We start from the raw sequence: 20,330 nt of genomic DNA on the forward strand, positions 1-20,330 counted from the left end.
TAGGGAGTTGGGCCCCTTTTTTGTCAAAGTGTTTTATTCTTTGTATAATGTAATAGATTGTGGAGGTTTTAGAATGAAAGAAGTAAATAGTAATAAACAACTAGATAACATGCTAAGACAAGCTCTCGAAAGAGCAAGACAGGATACTAAGAAGCAAGAAGAAAAACGAGAACAGAAATATTGGAGCGAAATAAAGGTTCCTTTTCGTTTAGATGAGGCATTGAGTTCATACGCGAAATACGAGTTAGATGACATTAGAAGGTACTTAGAAATAAAGAATGCTAGCAGTTTAAAGAAGGCGGACCTCATTGCATTATTCCAACAAGAAATACCAGGGCTTTTGAAAAATGTTTGCAGTCAATGGGATCTTGAACGTTTTTCCTTACTCGTTAAAATAGCTCGTAATGGTGGCTACCTACAAGCACCTGAATTGGAAAGTGACCAGATTATGTACTTCCGGAAAACAGGTATGCTTTTTACTGGAAGTATAAATGGAAAAAGGGTAATAGCCGTTCCAGATGAACTGATTGAAGAAATCTTAACCTTAGAAAGAGATCTACATTTTAGAGGGATTATTAAGCGAAATACAGAGTGGATCAAGCTTACCCACGGTCTCTTGTATTATTATGGTACTTTAACTGCTACAGAATTGGGCCAAATGATAGAAAACTATATAAAAGAACCTTTGAGACTTCATGATTATATTCAAGTTCTTCATGACTCTGATTCTTATAAAAAAGGAATAGTTAGTGATGATGTGGGATATTCGAACCGGAGAGTGTTTGATCCAAAAAGGGTGAAATACGAACATCAGGCAAGAAAAGATGTACCATTTTATCCATTTACAAAAGAACAGCTACTTGAAGCTGGTGAACCCAGTTTTGTTGATCGAAATCTGAGTTATATACAGTTAGTCAACTTTATTAATCAAAACTTTGATACTCAAAAACTAGATGCGGACAGCATTGTTGAAGAATGTGTATACGCAACTAGGATAGGTCAGAGTCTTAATGATATTTTACAATATATGAGTGGTGTTCTTGTATTCGATAGTGAAGAATCACTTCAAGCTCTTGTAGATAAAGTCGTTAATTTGATGAATAACACAAAAGAATGGTTTTTAAAAGGACATACATCAATTGAGCTGAGAAATTTAACGGAGAATCCTGTAAATAATACTACTATTAAAGTAGGAAGAAATGCTCCATGTCCTTGCGGAAGCGGAAAAAAATTTAAAAAATGCTGTGGTAGATAAGGAACATTAATTTATTTTCTACTATATTTTTCTTGGGACACGGGACCTGTCCCTGTGTCCCAAAAACACCAGTCACTTACCCTAAGATAAGGGGGAAGGGCTGGTGTTTTTAGATTGTAATGGATGGCTTTTGTCTGGTTTAATGCTTGTAGAGCAATGTGTTTGAAAAATGGAACAAATTACTATAATGTGAAAGTGTTAATGTTTTTAATTCTTGGGAGGTAAAAGGAATGAACATCGTAACACTAGTAGGAAGCTTAAGAAAAAATTCATTTAATATGCAAGTCGCTAAAACCATGCAAGAAAGATATAAGGATAAATTGAACATGCAAATACCGGACATCGGTGCTTTACCTCATTTTAATCAAGATGATGAATTAGATCCGCCACAGGTTGTAAAGGATTTTAAAGCAGCCATTGCTAATGCTGACGGTGTTATTATTATTTCACCTGAGTACAACTGGTCGGTTCCTGGTGTATTAAAAAATGCCTTAGATTGGACTTCACGCGTGGAGCAAGTATTCATTGGCAAACCTGTCATGACACTTGGAGCTACTCCAGGGATGATGGGAACGATTCGTGCCCAATTACATTTGCGTGATATTTTAGTAGCGCCAGGTATCCAAGCAAATATTCTACCTCCAGGAGCTAACGAGATCCTAATAAACACTGTCCATCAAAAAGTTGATGAACAAACTGGACAATTCGTTGATGAAACAACACTAAGCTTCTTAGATAGCAAAGTTGAAGCATTTATCGATTTCGCAAAAAGAAACTAAAACACAAGAAGTGCTAGCCCCATTAAGGATGCTGGCACTTTATTTTTAGGGACAGGTCCCTCGTCCCACCATTTTTTTCCTAATAAGACAGGGATACGTGTTACCACAACATAGAAAGGAGAATTCAGAAAATGAGATTAAGTGTTCTTGACCAAGCCCCGATTACAAAAGGCAATTCTCCTGCAGATGCATTGAAAAAAGCCGAGGAGCTTGCAATCCTGGCCGACGAATTAGGATATCATCGGATGTGGATGGCTGAGCATCACGGAACCGGCTCATATGCGAGTTCGGCCCCAGAGATTTCAGTTGCATATCTTGCGGCAAAAACAAAGAAGATCCGAATTGGAACGGGTGGAGTCATGATGATGCATTACTCACCACTAAAGCTTGCCGAAGTGTTCAAAACACTAAGTTCATATTCTCCAGGAAGAATTGATTTTGGAGTTGGGCGTGCACCAGGTGGGGACCAATACGCAATCTATGCATTATCTGAGGGTCGCCAACCAATGGTAAATAATATGTATGAAAAACTCGACCTTGCATTACGGTTGATTAAAGATGAAGTTCCTGACCATCCGCTCTATAAAAATACAATCGCAACCCCTTCTCAAGTTGTTCTGCCTGAAGCATGGTTATTAGGTTCAACTGGAAACAGTGCTGTCATGGCAGGAAGGATGGGTGTTGGTTATTCCTTTGCACAGTTTTTTAGTGGGGAAATGACTAAGGATATTCTAGACTTATATAAAGATGAATTTAAGCCAACTGTCTTTATGGAAAAGCCAGAGATTACAGTTTCCTATATGGTGACCGTTGCTGAATCAGAGGAGGAAGCCGAGTTTGAAGCATTGCCACATGACATTGCGCGTCTATGGCTGATGAGAGGTAAGCTTGGACAGGTGTTAACTCCAGAGGAAGCACAAGACTATCCGTTAACTGAAGTAGAACGGATGTCGATACAAGAAAATCGCAAAAAACTTCACTTAGTTGGATCAGCTAAAGCAATTGCTGAAAAACTTCGTCAAGAGCAGCAGGAATATGGCTTTGACGAAGCAATGATTTGTAGCATCCCTCATTCACAAGAAAAACGACTGAATGTATACAGATTACTGGCTAAGGAATTATTGTAATTAGACAAAAGGCCCTCGTTCCACCCAATATTTACAGGGACAAGGGACCTGTCCCTGCGTCCCACCATTTTGCGTCTTAATTAATCTCGTTCAATTACTTTGATTCCTTTATAAAAGACTTTTTTAATTTGTTCTACATCTGTAATTTCCAAACCTGGTATGCCCTCAGCGACTAGGAAATTGGCTTCAAGTCCTGGTTTTAACTTTCCAAATTGTTTTTCTTTCCCTAGAATTCTAGCTGGGTTTGCGGTTAATAATGCAAGAATGTCGTTCTCATTGTAGCAATCCTTTAACAATTTCATCGCTTGCTCGGCAATTAGCATCAAAGAATCGGGCCCTTTTAAAGAGCGGTCCTGAAACGGCAGCCATGGAACTCCAGAATAAGGTGGCAAGTATGCATCTGTTGAAATAGAAACAGGAATCTGTTTCTGTACCAACTTCTTAATTTCCTCAGGAGAGTTGGGTGGTAGATGTGTTCCGCCCATTGGAGTAGCGACAATCTGTATTCCTTTGTCAGCCACTTGATTAATCTGCTCATCCGTAATCCCGTGGGCATGGTGCAAGACATCAAACCCAGCTTTAAGGGTCAGCTCAATTCCTTCTTTACCCGCAACATGGCAACCAATTTTCTTACCCATTTCATGAAAAATAGAGACAAGTTTCTGCAGTTGACGGCGGGTATAAATGATTTCGCCTGCTCTTGGTACCACATCTTCCGTAAAATTAGCTGGGGTGGCATTGATAAATATATTTTCACCAGGATAATCACTGTTTTCGGCAATTTTTTTTACCAGAGTAGATGAAGTTAAGTCATCATGTGTAACAGCCGTTGATTCGGTAATCGATGTGAAGTGAGCAAGTTTCTCAAAGCCAATGGAGATGCTTGTCGTTGCAAACGAGATATCCATTGGAAAACCAGCCACTGCTTCACGATAATCAATTATCGAAAAATCACATAGGGGATGACCACATATTTGCTCACCTAATGCCGTAATTCCAGAGGATAAAGCCTTAAAAAGAATCCCTTTCCCGGCAATAAAATGGGTCTCAGGAGTTACCGGATAAAGTGAAGTAGGCGCAAACTCAAGTAAATGGGTATGACAGTCAACAAGTGATGGTGTAATCACATGCTTTGAACAATCAACCACCTCAACATCAGGGTATTGAGTTTGTAAATCATTCCACGTACCTACTACTTTAATTAATCCGTTTTCGACCAACATTCCACCGATTTCAATCGTTCCCGCTTCCGAAACTGTAATGAGTTTTTTTCCGCGAATAATATATTTCATCTACCATCACACCAAAAATGGAGTTAGCCAGTAGCCGAGCACACAGGCTGTGGCAATGCGGATAATCAGTCCAATTACCGCAGCTCCAAGTACTTCTCTTTCTGTAAGGTCTGAGGTTTCAGCCCAAGTGACAGGCACTTGGCCAAAAATGACAGATAACGGCAAACCTGAATTAGCAAGAACAAATGAACCAACAATTAATCGAGGATCAATGGTTGTAGCAAGGTCTGCAAGTTGTGCAACTGCCAATGTTGGTGCAGCAAGTACCGAAACGATTCCAGTAGCAGGTTCGATACTAAGAAACGTTAGACTAGAAGAAAGACCTGATTCAATTAAGCTCCAGATACCCGCAAATTTTAATGCGCCGATGAAAAAGAATACAGCAGCTACCGCAGGGATGATAATAAGAAAGAGTAGTTCTGCTCCTTCTTTAGCTGATGCAAAAACCGTGTTTAAAAACCGTGTGTTGGGCGTAAAACGAGGTAATTCGGTAAGTTCTACTTTTTTTGTGTCTCGGTAAATCGTTCTTGATAGTACGAGTGGAACAATCACAATTGGAACGAAAATAGATAATATTACTAATGGAAAAGCATTTATTCCAAAAACGGAAAGAGCAATCAGTCCAAGTACAAAGGTAGCAAAGGATTGGGGGGACTGAATCATTGTCGCAACGGCAATTTTTTGTTCAGCCTTTGTCGCATTTGCCTTTACTAAAATCGGTCCGGAAATTTTTCCAGCTGCATTTATATCTCCAAGAATATTGTACACACTTGGGATGATGACTGAAGGATTGATTTTAAACCACTTCATAATGGGGACAAAAATCCGAATCAATCCGTCTGTAAACCCTAATCGTTCTAGTATCCTACCAACGATAACGCTTACAATAATAGCAATGCCAATTTCACTTGTGAGGAAAATATCTACAACAACTGGTTTTACTTCTTGAATGATGGTATCAAAAAGCGTAGACATAGAATTAGGAGAAAGTAATAAAAGAAGCAGTAAACCAAAAACTAAAATAACCCCGATGATTTCCCACATATGCCAATTTGCTCTTGCTGTTTTTGGCATGGATTGTGGTTCTTTGTTCTTCTCCATATTGAGTCCTCCAGACATATATTTATCATTATTCAATTTATGTCTAAAATAAGGATAGGTGCCTGTTTGACTGGGTCTTTTACATGCATAATATCTTTTAATTCCCTCATAATAAGGGAAAAAGGAAAAGTGTGAGAATATGAACAATAACGAAATCGTGATTGAGGAACTAAACACTTTATTAAGAGGATGTTATATGGGAATTCGTGCCTTTGAACATCATATTCAAAATCTTGACGATCCAGCGTTAAAGCAGAGGTTCCAAGCGATGCAGCAAGAGACCAAGCAAAATGCTCAAATAATCGCTGAAAGGATTCAGAATTTAAATGGAGTGCCTGCGGATAACGAGGGTTTATCCGGAAGAATCCACAGTTCCATGCACAAAATGATGCTTTCCAACGATCCAGAGGGGATTATGAAAGATGCCATAAAAGGGCTAGATAAATATGGTGTTGAGTATTCAGAAGAGCTTGTTAAGGGAGATCTTGATGCAGAAAGCAGGAAAATAGCTGAAGAGGTCATCGATACAAGTCGCAGACATGCAGAAGAGATTAAAATCTTACTTAATAGATGAACCATAGATTAAAGTACGACACACTCATTAACACTTAAGAGTGTGTTTTTTAACGCCAAAAAGACAGCCTTGTAGGAGACTGTCTTTGGGTTAAAAAGGTTTTACTGTTTCAATTGGTTCAATTCTTCAATACTCTCCTGAACAAGTGTAACGGCTTGACTCATGGCTGCTCCTCCACCAAACGCCGCAGTTACACCGACAGCTTCGAGTATTTCCTCTTCAGAACAACCTTGATCTAAACAGCCTTTTGTATGGTAGATGATACAATATTCATCTTGTGAATACAGACTTATTCCTAAAGCAATAAGTTGTTTTTGTTTTTGAGATAAAACGCCCTCTTTAAAGCATTCTTCTGTAAAAGCATTATATAACTCAGCAAGCTTTGGCATTTTTTTTGTGAAGGTACCTAAACCAGTCTTATAATCAAGGAGGGCAGCCTCCGTTGAATTTCTAGCTTCAATATCCATAATATTGATTCCTCTTTTCTAAAGCTTATTTGTATCCCTTTGCATTTGGATCCATGCTATTAGCACCATAATCTGGAACATGGCTTGCATGTTTTTCATGGTATCTTGATCCTGAACCAACATCATTATTTCTTTGTTGTTTCGCGTTGTTATTTCCTTTTTGCTTTGCCATCATTTTCACCTCTGCATTTTTTTGGGACGAGGGACCTGTCCCTGTGTCCCTGACAAGGATACCTTGTCCAACGGTATTGTTACCTTGATTTATGTGAAGTATTCTAGTTTTGCGTTAGGGAAAAATTTTTCCATATATGAATAGAGGTGTTTTTTGATATCCTCTTCTTCATCCTTCTGATAGATGTATTTTCCGATCCCGTATTTACCCCACTTATACCTTCTTTTTTCTTCATCTAGTTCCAATTTAGTCATTGGGTAATTTTTTTCGATGACCCTTTTTGCTGGCTTGGTAAATCGGTGTTGAATAAACTCAAAAGTTAAGTCCTTTTTGGCTTCTGGTGGCAATTCGGCCTCTAATCGTTCGAACATCTTATAGTATCCATCTTCCCATCCTTCATGGAGGTAGATGGGAGCTATAATAAACCCAAGAGGATAACCGGCCCTCGCAACTTTACCAGCAGCCTCGATTCTTTTTTCTAATGGGGATGTTCCAGGTTCAAAGTTCTTTACAATATAATCAGCATTCATACTAAAGCGGAACCTGGTTTTGCCGTTGTGTTTGGCATCTAATAAATGATCGACGTGATGAAACTTTGTCACAAACCGTAATTTACCGTATTCTGATTCACCAAAATGTTCAATCGCTCTTTTTAGAGTATGTGTTAAATGATCAATCCCTACAATGTCCGATGTACAAGATGCTTCAAACCTCGTTATTTCAGGTGCACGCTCCGCCATATATTGATCAGCTGCCTCTAGAATTTCGTCAACATTTACATATGTACGAATATATGGCTTCGATCCCATCGTTGTTTGCAGATAACAATAATGACAATGACCCATACAGCCAGTTGCGAAGGGAATCGCATATTCTGCAGAAGGCTTTGAGGTGTCAAATTTAAGTGTTTTTCTTATCCCCACTACAAGAGTTGATTTAGCAACTCGGTATTTTTGGAAGTCGTTATCACCTGGTAAGTTTCTTACCTGATTGTGTGATGTGGTATATCGAATCTCAACATCCATCTTTTCAAATTTTTCAAGAAGCTGTTTTCCTAACGGGTAATCTAATGCTTTCGGTTCAAAATAAATGAGCTTTGGATTAAATGGCTTCATTCGAATGTCCCTTCCGAAACATCCCCATAGTAATACTGATAGGCTTGGTTTGCTTCTTCTTCTGTGGAATAAACAGCAACCTCATTTGATAATGGATAATACGTTTCATACAGAAACAGGGCTAACTCATTTGGTCTCTCAGGGTGATTCACTACGGCTGCCGCTTGGATATTAGCTACATCTTGAGTGTGGGGATTTCGATAAAATACATAAACAACATCTCCAGCCTGATACATTTGTTCCATGACATCACCTTTACAGTGGGACAGAGGTCCTTCGTCCCAAAATTTGTTTTTAGCTGGGACAACGAACTTGTGCCTGTGTCCCAATAAAAAAGATTAAATCCTTTTTACTCATTTTTGCTATTCATTACCTAAGTTATGTCTGTTGGATTATGGAAAAAGATGAGGTTCATGCAACCATGTATGTTCCTTTACCATTTTGAAAATACTACCAATAGTAACTATGATTAGTAGAGGTGAAAAATTGTGATTGCATTAAATTCAGTAATCGATGGGAAAAAAGCAAACTTTGGCGCAGTCCGAGATATATTTGATTCCCATGGATGCAGTTTTTGTAGTAACTTTGAATATGATCAAGGAAAGTTCGATGCTGTATTATCGCGTGAAAATGGAGAAACCATTTATTTACGAGTTCCTTTTTTTGTTGTAGAAGGAATGCTTGATCATTCGAGTGCACAAATTCAATTCGGTACCCCATATGTCATAAAGCATATTGTGAATTTTGGTCTCGACCATGACGAAAACTCATTTGTCACTGCAACGACTGGACTTGACCAATTCCAAGAGCCACTGGATAAGGATGGGCGTATATCCGATAAAAGCAGATGGGAACAAGCTGGTGTAGAAGTAGTAGATCGCATATACAATTCCATGAGAGACTTAGTATCCTAATGGGACGGAGGGACAGGTAACCTGTCCCGTTTTTTATTTTTGGACAATGGACCTGACCCTGTGACCCACTTATTTTAAATAAAAGGAAGAGCCGTCAATTATTTCAACATCATCCCTCGATTTGATTTTTTCCATTAGTTGAAAAAGTGCAGCGTCTTTTTTCTTTGCTTCGATCATGCAGTCGATTTGCGGAACACTGCCTTTGACTTCTTTTAAAAATGTAAAAAACATTTCGATATCTACGAAGTCTGAATGATGACGAAAGGCTTCATTGCTTTTTGGACTTGAAATGTGCATTTTGATTGGGAGTGGTGAAAGTTTCCACGTTTGCACAACTCGTTCCCAATGCATTGCCCAATTAGGATTCTCATGGTGGGCGAGATGATGATGATAATCAAATACAAGCGGAATATTTAGTTTTTCACATAAGTACAGGGTATCTTCTAGGGTAAACGATGTATCATCATTTTCAAGCATGATCATCTTTTGAATTTTTGCCGGGACATCCATCCAATTGGTAACAAATCGTTCTAGTGAAACATCCGTTTCTTTATAGTTGCCACCAACATGCATGACACAGCGGTGAGTGGGATCTAGCCTCATAGCTCTTAAAAGAAGATAGTGAAGCTTTAGGGTGCGCACTGAGTTTTTAAGAATGTCCACCTGAGGAGAATTGATCAATACAAAGTGATCTGGATGAAAATCCACCCGGATATCATGTTCCTTCACAAAATCTCCAATTTCACGAAGGCTTGCCTTTAATGGTTTCATATAATTCCAATCAAGGAGCTCTTCATGATTGGCTAAAGGAATGAGTCGAGAAGTAAGGCGGTAAAAGTGAATGTCAGATGCCGCATTATGCTTTAGTAGTCTAAGTGTATTATGTAAATTGGAAAGGGCGATCCGCTCCAATTTACGAATCGCTGCCTCTCGGTCCTCTATTTTTTGAAATTGGGTAAATGTCATTGTTTTAGAAGGGGAAGCATTTTTAAGTTCCGTACTCATTGCCACGTAACCGAGACGTACCTTTGTCATCATCATTCACCTCAGATATTTATTAACGATTACTAGTGAGACAAGGGACCTTTGTCCCTACCACTCCACTGTTGAGCTAGATGTTCGCTTTACACCTCTGATTTTCGATATTTCTTCAACGAGTTTGTGCATGGCAAGGTTTTTTTGCTTTGCTTCAATCATGATATCGAAGTCTTCATCAAACTCCTTAGCCATTTTTAAAAAAGGCATAATAAAATCTAGTGACACAAAATCAGCATGTGAACGGTAGGCATTATCTGATTTGGGTGATGAAATATGCACCTTTGGTACAGTAGGCCTATCGTTCCAAGTATTGAAAATGCGTTCCAAATAAAGAGGGAGGTCAACGTCTCCCTTATTTGCCATATAGTGATGGTAATCGAGAACCATTGGAATTTTTTCTTTTTCACAAGTAAGCAGTGTTTCTTCTACATCATAGGTTTTATCATCATTTTCAAGTGTCATTTGTTTCTTTATTTCATTTGGCAGTTGTTTAAGGTTTTGATGAAAACGTGATAATGATGTTTCCTTATCTCCATACGCACCACCAATGTGTATGTTAAGGACTCCTTTGTCAAGTGCATTCAATGCTTTAAGCATCTTGAAATGAAAATCCATATCGCTTACAGCGTTCGTCGTGACTTCGTCTCTTGGACTTGTAAAAAGAGTGAACTGATTCGGGTGAAAGCTTACCCTCATATTAAATTGTTTGATAAGTTGCCCAAGCTCGTCCCATTCATTCTTAAAGGGAGTGATGAAATCCCACATGACCTCAGGGTGGGTGGCCAAGGGGACAAGTGAGCTTGAAAGCCGGTAAACCTCAATTTCATGTGCGATATTATAATGCAGAATCCTCTTTGTATGAAGTAAATTCTGTGCGGTCACAAATTTTAGCTTTTCCATACGTTCATCTTTAGGAAGTGCTGCATACCGTGTGAAAGTTAATGATTTTGAAGGACTTGAATCCCACAAACCTAATGCATTTGCCACATAACCAAAACGAATTTTCATTTTTACCCTCTTTTGGAACGGGGCTCCCCAGTCCCTTTTTTATTTGCGGTGGGACAAGGAACCTGTCCCTATGTCCCAGAATTTTGTTATATTTAATGTAAGGAGAATATGATGTTATTATGCGGAAGTTTCTATTTTTTATGGGGGGATGATGGGGATCGATAGGAATTTTAAGATTTTTGTAGTGGTGGCTTTGGTGGGGAGTTTGGTGATGAATTTTACGTTAGTATCGAAAGTGAATCAGCTTGAGGGACGGGTAAGCAATATTTCTAACTTTCAACATGATATTACCTCTAGTATTGATGGCCAGGCAACTCAAGTGTACAGTGCTTTAGAAGAATTTAAAAATGAACAGAGCTGGATTAGTACGGTTACGATGGAGATCGATAACAATGAAGTGACAAATGGTCAAGCGAATGCAATTTTTAATTGGCAGGTCAAGGAGTTACAAAAAAATTCAGAGGTTGTGTTTCATTATGCATTTGGTGAGAGTGAGGAATATCAAGCTCTTCCTGCAAATGAAATGCAAAATGGTCTTTTCCAGGTAAAAGTGCCTTTTAGATTTGATAAGGAACCGCAATGGCATGTCGGCTTGATTACTTCAGATTCCTATCACAGTGAAGAGGCATCAGAAAAAGAAGCCATCGATGGGAATGAAAAGATTCAATTTTATGTAACGGTTTCTTATGATGATATGGTTAAAAGCAGTGAACTTCAGAATGAATTTTTAGGTGATTTGAGATCGAGTTATTACGGAATTATCCAGACAGATGTTCATATTTTTAAATCAAAATTAGATATTACGTTAATCAATTATCAGGTTGATGAAAAATCAGTATATGTAAAAAAAGCAACCCTCATAAAATATAAGGGAGACACCTTAATCGGTGAAGAAGAATTGGAAATGGTCAAAGAAAACTCACCAGATGTTAGTGAACGTTTTTTCAACATCCATCAAGTTGAACAATATGAAAATATCAGACTAGTGATGAAAGTCGAATATAGTAACGGAGATAGCTTCGAAAAAGAAATCTATTAACCGGAAGGGAACCCATTCCCTTTGACCAAAATAGCAAATAACGATAATAAGTCAGATTCGTTCAGATTGAATGAGGAGTGATTACTTGAAAAAATATTCCGTTGCAAAGTTTCTTGGCATATTGGTTGGAGTGCTGACATTGTTAGGTGCGTTGGGATTTTTGGTTTTCTCTCTTCTAGGAACAAGCTTGGGAAAAGCACTTAATTCGCAAATTGAATATTCATTAATAGGGCCTCTACTCATTACTGCACTTTTGATTAGCGTTGGATTTGTAACTATTATCGGTGCACGTAAATTATCAAATAATACTTGGAGAAAGTTTTACATTGTTTTTTGTATGGTAATTGGTTTTGGTCTTACCATTTCCTTTTTTATAACCTTTGGAGCCATTGGAACTACTAACGAAATTTTTATTTTATGTGTCGGGTTAATCTATCTAGCATTAGGACATACCGCAAGTAGATAGTGATACCCTGTGGAGGTTCAGGTTGCCTAACCCATAAGCTTGGGACATGGGACCTGTCCCTGTGACCCACAAGGCGGTCTATAAGTGAGAAAGGAGCAGATAGTCATGCCGTTGGAGATTGTTCGGAATGATATTACGAGGATGAAGGTCGATGCGATAGTGAATGCTGCGAACTCAGAGCTGAAGGCGGGTGGAGGTGTGTGTGGAGCAATATTTAATGCTGCGGGTGCTGACGAACTCCAAGCTGCTTGTGATGAAATGGGTGAATGCCCAGTAGGACATGCAGTTATTACTGATGCTTTTAATTTGCCAGCAAAATATATCATCCATACTCCTGGGCCGATTTGGCAGGGGGGTTCTAAGAACGAGGCAAATCTCTTACAATCCTCCTATATAAAATCATTGGAGCTTGCTAGTCAGCATAAATGCAAATCCGTCGCGTTTCCACTGATATCAACAGGTATCTATGGTTACCCAAAAGAAGAAGCTCTACAAATCGCGTTATCGACGATTAGCTCATATTTGATGGACAATGAGATGGTTGTCTATCTCGTTGTTTTTGATAAAGCATCTTTTGGTGTTAGTAAAAAGTTGTTTGCTTCCATAAACCAGTATATAGACGAACACTATGTAGATGAAATGGCAACGACATTTAGCCGTGCTAGAAACAATGAACTTTATAATGCCGAACCAATTGAAGAAACGGACGAACTCGAACTCTACGAAATCGAAGAAAGCCTTCAGGTTGATAGCAGTTTAGCTGATATCGTCAATCAATTAGATGAATCATTTTCCGAAAGACTTCTTCGTTTAATCGATGAAAGAGGATTGACTGATGCCCAAACGTATAAGCGAGCAAATATTGATCGTCGATTGTTCTCAAAAATTCGCAAAGATGCGGGTTACACCCCTAAAAAGAAGACAGCGATCGCCTTTGCGATTGCATTACAATTAGATGTTGATGAAACCATTCATTTATTGTCTGCTGCTGGTTACACATTGACCCATAGCAGCAAATTTGACGTGATAATTGAATTCTTTATTAAACAAGCAAAATATAATATTCATGAAATCAATGAAGCTTTATTTATGTTCGACCAGCCGTTATTAGGTGCTTAAAAATGTCGCTTTTAAAGCGACCACCATTGTTCCTAATCTTGTTATTCTTACGATGTAATCAAATTTGAACGGAGGATAACAAGATGAAAACAGAATTAGTGTTTATTTTAGACAAGAGTGGATCAATGGCAGGACTTGAAGCTGATACAATTGGTGGTTACAATTCAATGCTAAAGAAACAAAAGATGGCAGAAGGCGAAGCTTTTGTCACCACAGTCTTATTTAATCACCATTATGAATTATTGCATGACCGAATCAATGTGAAGGGAATTTCACCAATCACCGAAAAAGATTACGAGGTTAGTGGTACCACTGCATTATTAGATGCAATTGGTTTTACAATTCAAAAAATAAATAATGTCCAAAAACATACAAGCAAAGAAGAACGAGCTAAAAAGGTTCTTTTCGTCATTACAACAGACGGAATGGAAAATGCAAGCCGTGAATTCACAGCAGAAAAAATCAAAAAAATGGTACAGTATCAAAAAGAGAAATATGGATGGGAATTCATGTTTTTAGGTGCGAATATTGATGCGGTCTCGACTGCAGCACAGTTTGGGATTGATGAGGATTATGCGGTTGACTACCATGCTGACGAACATGGAACACAATTGAACTACCAAATGGTAAGTGAGGCCGTCACAAACCTGCGAAGCGGGAAGAAAATAGACAGAAGCTGGAAGGAAGAAATCGAACGTGATTATAGCCTACGTTCAAGATAGAAAAAGCTATTTAGGAGGAATTTATGGAAATAGTAAAGGCTACTGATAATGATGTAAAAGCTATTACGAAACTTGCATTGCTGTTATGGCCAGATAATGTAGAAAATGAACTAACCAGTGAGTTTTCTGAGCTAATTCTTGACCAAAAGGCGATCATTTTTTTAGCTAAGGCAGAGAATGTTGCAATTGGTTTTGCTCAATGTCAATTACGAATGGACTATGTTGAGGGAACTGAAAGTAGCCCTGTAGGATATCTTGAAGGTATTCTTGTAAAAGAAGAATATAGGAAGATAGGTGTGGCCAAACAGCTTTTATCCGCCTGTGAGAAATGGGCAAAGAGTAAGGGCTGTAAAGAATTTGCAAGTGACGTTGAACTTGAGAATAATGTAAGCTTGAATTTTCATTTAAGAAATGGTTTTAAAGAAGCAAATCGAATTATTTGTTTAACTAAAAAACTGTAAAAGTAAGCCTGTCCGCCGCTATATTCGGGGACAGGAGAATTCTTCATTTACTATTCTTCTTCCAATGTAACTTCGGATTCAAATTCTTATAGATGCTTCTTTTACAAGGTTCTTGATTTTTCTATCTGCATACCTTACAAACAGATATCCAAGGAAGAAGGTGAGAAAGCTTAATGCATAATCTAAAACCGTATATTCAGCCTCGACAACACCGGTCGTTTTCAACACCATATCATAAGCAATATAGCAAACAATAATAATGAGAAACCAGCCATTTCTTGCATTAACAATGCTTAAAAAAGCAAGTAAAATGGCAAAAACAAGGCCTGTGCCTGTTGTAATAGCAGAACTACCTCGATGTAATTGCTCAATCCATTCGATGTGGTAGGTTCTCATGTTCATTACTGCATGGAGCAGAAAATGTAAGGGGATAAATATTCCATAGAAAGATAAAAGTAGTGATCCAAAGTGAATCCATTTCTTTTTTAGATTTACCCACCATAATCGTGCAATAGGGAAATAAATAACTAAACCAGCTACCGTATACCAAGGACTCCACCAATTCGTTTCAAATATTCCCCATTTTGTAAAAATGATTTCAATAAGTGTGAAAAATAGAGCCAGTGGGATGCTCCAATACCACCTAGATCTTTTAATCACAAATAGGACTGCAAATGCAGGAAGTACGAGACCGTTTACCATCGCACCTAAATGTGAATCTAATTGATTATCTAACACACCGACTTTATATACATAAGCTTTTGCCCAAAGATATACGAAGTAATCGAATAAAAGGGTGGTGCCTGTGACAGTAAAATAAAGGATAAATAGACGACCTGACCTAACTTTCCAATATGCAATTCCTAAAACTGCTAATCCTGAAATAAATAATAATAGATAAGCCAAAGCTCCAAGACTCAATAATATAAACCTCCGACTTGTTTATAGGTATTTTTACCTATTTTTGTTATTCTAATACCTCACTTAATGCAAATAACGCCATTTAACCGTTTATTTTATGCTAATATATAAAATGGATACATCATACTAAAAAAGTAAGAATATGGTGCCCATTTTTCGTTTGAGGAGGACAAGATGAAAACTTGGATAATTGCTTTTGTGATATTAATAGCCGTTTCCGTAGGTTTGATGTTCAGTGTTTTTAAAATGTTTGACAGTGGTGATACTCAACAAACAACCTCATCATCAAAGCAGGAATCCAGTAATGCTAATGAGTTCAAGGAACAGACTAAGAAAATTGGTGGCATCACATATGATTTGAAATTAAGCCAAACTCCAGATGAGCATGAAGTAATTAATGTGATGCATCATATGACCCATCAAAAGGTGAAAGCCGATGACAAATGGGGTGCAACACCGATGATTCCCGATACCATCAATGAGATTTATGATATCATTTCCAAAAGCGATTTTACTAGAAAAGAAGATCTCTTAGAAATTGCTGAGCGATGGAAAAATGGTGATTTTAGCAGAGCTGATGATGACCACAATTATTTTTGGGACTACCAAAACGGATCTATTGGGAAAGCATATGGTTTATTGAATGAAGCTGAGGAAAGAAGATTTATCATTAATAATTTTGGTGATAAATTTTTACCAGATTAATGGTTAGTTCATGATGAACTAGCCTTTTTTTATTTAGGCATATTTTCCCTGTCCTATCATGTAAAAACGTTCTTTTGAACCAATGAACAAAATAGGGTTTTCAATTATAATAAAGAGGCGGAATATTATAAAAAAAGAAAAGGGAGTGAAATATCACAAGTTTTAATTCTTCCTGCCAATTGTCCTTCTACCATTTCCACCTTCAAATTTAAAAGAGATTATTGAAACTGATTCCATCCATCAACTACATATTTTAGAAAAGAGGGATGTTATTGAAATCAATTTCAAAGCTACTGTCAATTTTAATAGTCGCGATTATGTTTTATTCTCTTTTAGCCATTGGAGTGTTTGCTGCTCCCGAACAGAACGAATCCTCAAACAATGATCTACGCGTATTAATTCAACCACTTAATAAAAATGACAAATCAAATCTAAAGTCTACGTATGGTGCACGATGGGATTTTCAAACCAAAGGCTTTTCAACGACGGTTAATGAAAAACAGTACCAAGCCTTATTAAAAAATAAAAATCTAAAGATAGAGCTTGTTGAACGTGTTTCAATTGCTGCTAAACCAAAAGCAGGTGGAGATGCAGTTCCTTCTGACCGCACCCCATGGGGGATCGAAGCAATCTATAATGATCCGTTTATCTCCGCAACAGATGGTGGAGACAATATTAGGGTAGCGGTATTGGATACGGGCACAAATATTAATCATCCAGATTTACAAGCTAATGTTGAGCAATGCAAGGATTTCAGCCAAAGAAAATCTCCAATAATCAATGGTTCATGTGATGATAAAAATGGTCATGGAACACATGTAGCCGGAACTGTTTTAGCCAATGGGGGTAGTGGAAATGGAATATATGGAGTCGCACCTGATGCAAAGCTATGGGCATATCGAGTATTAGGAAATAGTGGCTCTGGATATGCAGACGATATCGCTGCAGCCATCCGCCATGCTGCCGATGAAGGGAAGAAAAACGGAGTTAAGGTCGTTATTTCAATGTCATTAGGTTCGAGCGGAAAAAGTTCATTAATTGCTGATGCTGTTACGTATGCAGTCAATAATGGAGCATTAGTGGTTGCTGCGGCAGGAAATAGTGGTCCCGCTCCGAATACAATTGAATATCCTGGCGGACTTCATAATGCAATTGCAGTAGCTGCATTAGAGAACGTGTTGCAGGATGGTTCTTACCGTGTTGCCGATTTTTCTTCAAGAGGAAATCCAACAACAGATGGTGATTATGTGATTGGAGAAAGAGATGTTGAGCTATCAGCACCAGGTCGTGCAATTGAATCGACTTGGAGTGACGGTACGTACAACACAATCAGCGGTACATCAATGGCAACGCCTCATATTTCTGGTTTAGCAGCAAAACTATGGGCGGAAAATCCTAGCATGACAAACCAACAATTAAGAGCTGAGTTACAAACTCGAGCAAAGAGTAACGATATCACTGCCGGACAATATGCCGGAAATGGTGATGACATTGCTTCTGGATTTGGCTTTCCTCTAGTTAAGTAAAATAAAAAAACGGCTAAAAAGGTTGAAATCCCTTTTAGCCGTTTTTTTAATTTTCATTTTCTCCGATTTTATCAAGTAGAGAAATCGTATCAACAAGATGATTATTAAAAATTTGTTTTGCCACAGAAAGAAGCTCCACAATCATTGGGTCTCTTAGTGAGTATATGACACGATTGCCGTCTTTCGTTCCATAGACAATATTTTTAGCTCGGAGTACAGTTAGTTGCTGGGACACGGCTGACCCTTCACTTCCAATAAGGGTTTGAATTTCATTCACATTTTTATCTCCCTCAGCAAGAAGCTCTAGAATACGGATCCGCAATGGATGTGCGAGAGCTTTAAAAAAGTCAGCCTTGAATTGCTGCATTTCTAGATTCACTACCTTACCTCACTTTCTACATTAACTCATTGAAATACCTCTGTTTTTCACTACTTTTTCTTGGACTCCGGAGAGAGCCTGACATTCTTTAAAAGCAAAGTGTCTGCAACCCAAACATTTATTGTCGTTAATCTGGGTCAGTGCATAATCAATTGCATCGCCTGTATGCTCAAAAAAGTTTTCCTCTCCGATTACCTCATATAAACCTGTTTTATGAAGAACGCTTTTTGGTTGTGGTTTGATCCCTGAAATTAACACAATACCTTGCTTTGAAAAATCCTGAACAATACTAGCTAATCGACCTTCTCCTGTTGTATCCATGAAAGGTACCCTACTTAGTCGTAGAAGAAGAACCTTTGGTTTGTAATTGATTGAATTCATAATCTGTTGTTCAAAAGCCTGAGCAGCTCCGAAAAACAAAGGTCCTTCCACATTATAAATACTTATTTGTGGACAATCATGAGAATCGGTTACAACACGACTATCTACTTTTTCATGTTTTGATTCTGGGTTTGGTAAAGCTTTTTCCGTTACTATTATATCACTCATTCGCTTAGTAAATAGTACAACTGCTAGAATGAGGCCTACCTGTACGGCAACAGTTAGATTCATAAAGACTGTTAGTAAAAAGGTGACAACGAGGACAAGAGAATCTCCCGTTTTTGTTTGTAACACATGATAAAAAACACGTCGTTCACTCATGTTCCATGCAACCAACATAATAATGGGGGCCATACTTGCTAATGGAATTTTTGAAGCATATGGTGCAAATAAAAGTAAAACAAGCAAGACAACGACACCATGTATGACACCTGAAAAAGGTGATACAGCCCCCGTTTTAATATTGGTTGCCGTTCTTGCAATGGCACCAGTTGCTGGAATTCCGCCAAATAAAGGGGTAACCATATTAGCAATTCCCTGTCCAACTAATTCACGGTTACTATTATGTTTACTATTTGTCATTCCGTCAGCAACAACTGCAGAAAGAAGAGATTCAATTGCCCCTAACATGGCAATCACAAATGCGGGTTGAATCAACTGTTTGATTCGTTCAAAGGTGATCTCAGGAAATTGAAAGCTTGGTAGTTTGCTAGGTATATCCCCAAATGTTGACCCAATTGTAGCAACCTGAGTTGGGTAAAAAATAGTCGCGATACCAGTAGAAATAAGCAAAGCGATTAATGAACCAGGTACTTTAGGAAAGAGCTTTGGAGTTAACACCAGTACGACTAAACAAATCGTTGCTGTTAGAATGCTATAAATATTCATCTCACGAATATGAAAAATAATCTCTCTCATATTATCTAAAAATAGTTCGTGTTTCTCAATCTTATCGAGGCCTAGAAAATTTGGTACCTGCCCAACAAAAATAATAATTGCAATTCCAGATGTAAATCCAATGGTAACAGGTCGTGGGATAAATTTGATTAAAGACCCAAGTTTGAATATACCCATTAAGAATAGAAGTACACCCGCCATAAAACCAGCAATTAATAAATTTTCAAATCCGTAGGTAGCAACAATCCCAAATAGAATCGGAATAAAGGCACCAGTTGGTCCCCCGATTTGGTATTTGGAGCCTCCAAAGAGTGAAATAAGAATACCCGCAATAATGGTCGTGTAAATCCCATATTCAGGTTTGACGCCTGAAGCAATCGCGAATGCCATTCCAAGAGGAATTGCTATAATCCCAACAACAACGCCGGAAATAAGATCCTTTTGAAAAGAATGAACCGAATACCCTTTAAATCTCCCTGAAAAAGCCCACTTATGTAGCATTTTTATCCTTCCTTCTGAATAGTAGAATATCTGATTATTTGAATATACATATGAATCTACTCCTAATAATCTATAAAGTCAAAACAAATTTATGAAAAGAAAAAGGGCTGCCATGAAGAAATCAGACAGTCCTTAAAGAATATTATTATTTTGATAAAGGTTAATTTTATGGTATGTCGAGCTAAATGTATTAATAACATGAACAAATTTTAAATATTGCTATTGCAAAATAATAACGAGGTGTGTATAATAAATCAAGTAGTCAGGCGATAAAAAAACTTCGACAAAAAGTTACAAAACGTATTGCACTTCATTTACAAACTTGTTATAATAATCACATAATTGATTAACGAACTTCATAAACTTAATAT

Annotated in this window: 23 protein-coding genes; 12 read left to right on the forward strand and 11 right to left on the reverse strand. The window is 37.9% G+C overall.

Features of this window, described 5'->3' with window-relative positions; translation table 11 throughout:
• The first annotated feature begins 73 nt into the window (after positions 1 to 73).
• The 3 genes from CKJ95_RS09910 to CKJ95_RS09920 all read left to right on the forward strand — a co-directional run bounded on the left by CKJ95_RS09910 (position 74) and on the right by CKJ95_RS09920 (position 3,161).
• A complete protein-coding gene (locus tag CKJ95_RS09910) occupies positions 74 to 1,255 on the forward strand; it encodes a YecA family protein (protein WP_099353264.1) in 1,182 nt (393 codons plus the stop codon).
• Positions 1,256 to 1,485: 230 nt separating this feature from the next.
• Positions 1,486 to 2,034, forward strand: a complete 549-nt coding sequence (locus CKJ95_RS09915; RefSeq protein ID WP_099353265.1) for an NADPH-dependent FMN reductase — start codon at positions 1,486 to 1,488, stop codon at positions 2,032 to 2,034.
• A gap of 131 nt (positions 2,035 to 2,165) precedes the next feature.
• Positions 2,166 to 3,161 (forward strand): LLM class flavin-dependent oxidoreductase, encoded by a 996-nt coding sequence (locus CKJ95_RS09920; protein WP_099353266.1) that lies wholly within the window; start codon positions 2,166 to 2,168, stop codon positions 3,159 to 3,161.
• 80 nt (positions 3,162 to 3,241) lie between these two features.
• Here the strand turns inward: CKJ95_RS09920 and CKJ95_RS09925 are convergent, their stop codons facing one another.
• Both CKJ95_RS09925 and CKJ95_RS09930 read right to left on the reverse strand, forming a co-directional pair.
• Positions 3,242 to 4,453 (reverse strand): amidohydrolase family protein, encoded by a 1,212-nt coding sequence (locus CKJ95_RS09925; RefSeq protein WP_099353267.1) that lies wholly within the window; start codon positions 4,451 to 4,453, stop codon positions 3,242 to 3,244.
• Between the two features lie 6 nt (positions 4,454 to 4,459).
• Entirely contained in the window at positions 4,460 to 5,554 is a 1,095-nt protein-coding gene (locus CKJ95_RS09930) for a hypothetical protein (protein WP_257215755.1), read from the reverse strand.
• Positions 5,555 to 5,693: 139 nt separating this feature from the next.
• Between CKJ95_RS09930 and CKJ95_RS09935 the strand changes: the two genes are divergently transcribed.
• A complete protein-coding gene (locus tag CKJ95_RS09935) occupies positions 5,694 to 6,128 on the forward strand; it encodes a DUF892 family protein (protein WP_099353268.1) in 435 nt (144 codons plus the stop codon).
• 101 nt (positions 6,129 to 6,229) lie between these two features.
• On the opposite strand, the gene CKJ95_RS09940 is transcribed toward CKJ95_RS09935, so the two are convergent.
• The 4 genes from CKJ95_RS09940 to CKJ95_RS09950 form a co-directional block, all read right to left on the reverse strand.
• Positions 6,230 to 6,595 carry a carboxymuconolactone decarboxylase family protein gene (locus CKJ95_RS09940; RefSeq protein WP_099353269.1) on the reverse strand — a complete coding sequence of 122 codons (366 nt, stop codon included), beginning with the start codon at positions 6,593 to 6,595 and terminating at the stop codon, positions 6,230 to 6,232.
• Between the two features lie 25 nt (positions 6,596 to 6,620).
• Positions 6,621 to 6,767, reverse strand: a complete 147-nt coding sequence (locus CKJ95_RS23335) for a hypothetical protein (RefSeq protein WP_165918263.1) — start codon at positions 6,765 to 6,767, stop codon at positions 6,621 to 6,623.
• A gap of 89 nt (positions 6,768 to 6,856) precedes the next feature.
• Positions 6,857 to 7,882: a spore photoproduct lyase gene (gene splB, locus CKJ95_RS09945; protein WP_099353270.1), complete on the reverse strand. Its 1,026-nt coding sequence runs from the start codon at positions 7,880 to 7,882 to the stop codon at positions 6,857 to 6,859.
• The gene (locus tag CKJ95_RS09950; protein WP_099353271.1) at positions 7,879 to 8,127 is read right to left on the reverse strand and encodes a transcriptional regulator SplA domain-containing protein; all 249 of its coding nucleotides are present in this window, start codon (positions 8,125 to 8,127) and stop codon (positions 7,879 to 7,881) included. The genes splB and CKJ95_RS09950 overlap by 4 nt, the downstream gene beginning before the upstream one ends.
• Before the next feature lie 243 nt (positions 8,128 to 8,370).
• Between CKJ95_RS09950 and CKJ95_RS09955 the strand changes: the two genes are divergently transcribed.
• Positions 8,371 to 8,796: a YugN family protein gene (locus CKJ95_RS09955; protein ID WP_099353272.1), complete on the forward strand. Its 426-nt coding sequence runs from the start codon at positions 8,371 to 8,373 to the stop codon at positions 8,794 to 8,796.
• Between the two features lie 69 nt (positions 8,797 to 8,865).
• On the opposite strand, the gene uvsE (CKJ95_RS09960) is transcribed toward CKJ95_RS09955, so the two are convergent.
• Positions 8,866 to 9,831 carry a UV DNA damage repair endonuclease UvsE gene (gene uvsE, locus CKJ95_RS09960; RefSeq protein WP_099353273.1) on the reverse strand — a complete coding sequence of 322 codons (966 nt, stop codon included), beginning with the start codon at positions 9,829 to 9,831 and terminating at the stop codon, positions 8,866 to 8,868.
• Positions 9,832 to 9,888: 57 nt separating this feature from the next.
• The gene (uvsE, locus tag CKJ95_RS09965) at positions 9,889 to 10,842 is read right to left on the reverse strand and encodes a UV DNA damage repair endonuclease UvsE (RefSeq protein ID WP_099353274.1); all 954 of its coding nucleotides are present in this window, start codon (positions 10,840 to 10,842) and stop codon (positions 9,889 to 9,891) included.
• Positions 10,843 to 11,053: 211 nt separating this feature from the next.
• Here uvsE (CKJ95_RS09965) and CKJ95_RS09970 point away from each other — a divergent pair, with 211 nt between their 5' ends.
• The 5 genes from CKJ95_RS09970 (at position 11,054) to aac(6') (ending at position 14,649) form a co-directional block, all read left to right on the forward strand.
• Complete coding sequence (locus CKJ95_RS09970; protein WP_142353938.1) at positions 11,054 to 11,881, forward strand: hypothetical protein; 828 nt, start codon at positions 11,054 to 11,056, stop codon at positions 11,879 to 11,881.
• Between the two features lie 85 nt (positions 11,882 to 11,966).
• Positions 11,967 to 12,347, forward strand: a complete 381-nt coding sequence (locus CKJ95_RS09975; RefSeq protein WP_099353276.1) for a hypothetical protein — start codon at positions 11,967 to 11,969, stop codon at positions 12,345 to 12,347.
• A 105-nt stretch (positions 12,348 to 12,452) separates the two neighbouring features.
• The gene (locus CKJ95_RS09980) at positions 12,453 to 13,466 is read left to right on the forward strand and encodes a macro domain-containing protein (protein ID WP_099353277.1); all 1,014 of its coding nucleotides are present in this window, start codon (positions 12,453 to 12,455) and stop codon (positions 13,464 to 13,466) included.
• Between the two features lie 83 nt (positions 13,467 to 13,549).
• On the forward strand, positions 13,550 to 14,188 hold the full coding sequence (locus CKJ95_RS09985; protein WP_099353278.1) for a vWA domain-containing protein: 639 nt from the start codon (positions 13,550 to 13,552) through the stop codon (positions 14,186 to 14,188).
• A 23-nt stretch (positions 14,189 to 14,211) separates the two neighbouring features.
• A complete protein-coding gene (aac(6'), locus tag CKJ95_RS09990) occupies positions 14,212 to 14,649 on the forward strand; it encodes an aminoglycoside 6'-N-acetyltransferase (protein WP_099353279.1) in 438 nt (145 codons plus the stop codon).
• A gap of 78 nt (positions 14,650 to 14,727) precedes the next feature.
• Here the strand turns inward: aac(6') and CKJ95_RS09995 are convergent, their stop codons facing one another.
• Positions 14,728 to 15,570 (reverse strand): hypothetical protein, encoded by an 843-nt coding sequence (locus CKJ95_RS09995; protein ID WP_099353280.1) that lies wholly within the window; start codon positions 15,568 to 15,570, stop codon positions 14,728 to 14,730.
• A gap of 174 nt (positions 15,571 to 15,744) precedes the next feature.
• On the opposite strand from CKJ95_RS09995, the gene CKJ95_RS10000 reads away from it, so the two are divergent.
• Both CKJ95_RS10000 and CKJ95_RS10005 read left to right on the forward strand, forming a co-directional pair.
• The gene (locus CKJ95_RS10000; RefSeq protein ID WP_099353281.1) at positions 15,745 to 16,275 is read left to right on the forward strand and encodes a DUF6241 domain-containing protein; all 531 of its coding nucleotides are present in this window, start codon (positions 15,745 to 15,747) and stop codon (positions 16,273 to 16,275) included.
• A gap of 266 nt (positions 16,276 to 16,541) precedes the next feature.
• Entirely contained in the window at positions 16,542 to 17,801 is a 1,260-nt protein-coding gene (locus tag CKJ95_RS10005) for a S8 family peptidase (RefSeq protein ID WP_099353282.1), read from the forward strand.
• Between the two features lie 46 nt (positions 17,802 to 17,847).
• Here CKJ95_RS10005 and CKJ95_RS10010 read toward each other — a convergent pair whose 3' ends face one another.
• Positions 17,848 to 18,180 (reverse strand): ArsR/SmtB family transcription factor, encoded by a 333-nt coding sequence (locus tag CKJ95_RS10010; protein WP_099353283.1) that lies wholly within the window; start codon positions 18,178 to 18,180, stop codon positions 17,848 to 17,850.
• Positions 18,181 to 18,201: 21 nt separating this feature from the next.
• Positions 18,202 to 19,959 (reverse strand): SulP family inorganic anion transporter, encoded by a 1,758-nt coding sequence (locus CKJ95_RS10015; protein WP_099353284.1) that lies wholly within the window; start codon positions 19,957 to 19,959, stop codon positions 18,202 to 18,204.
• Positions 19,960 to 20,330 lie beyond the last annotated feature (371 nt).

The organism is Fredinandcohnia onubensis (assembly GCF_002734285.1).
GTDB classification, from domain to species: Bacteria; Bacillota; Bacilli; order Bacillales; family Bacillaceae_L; genus Ferdinandcohnia; species Ferdinandcohnia onubensis_A.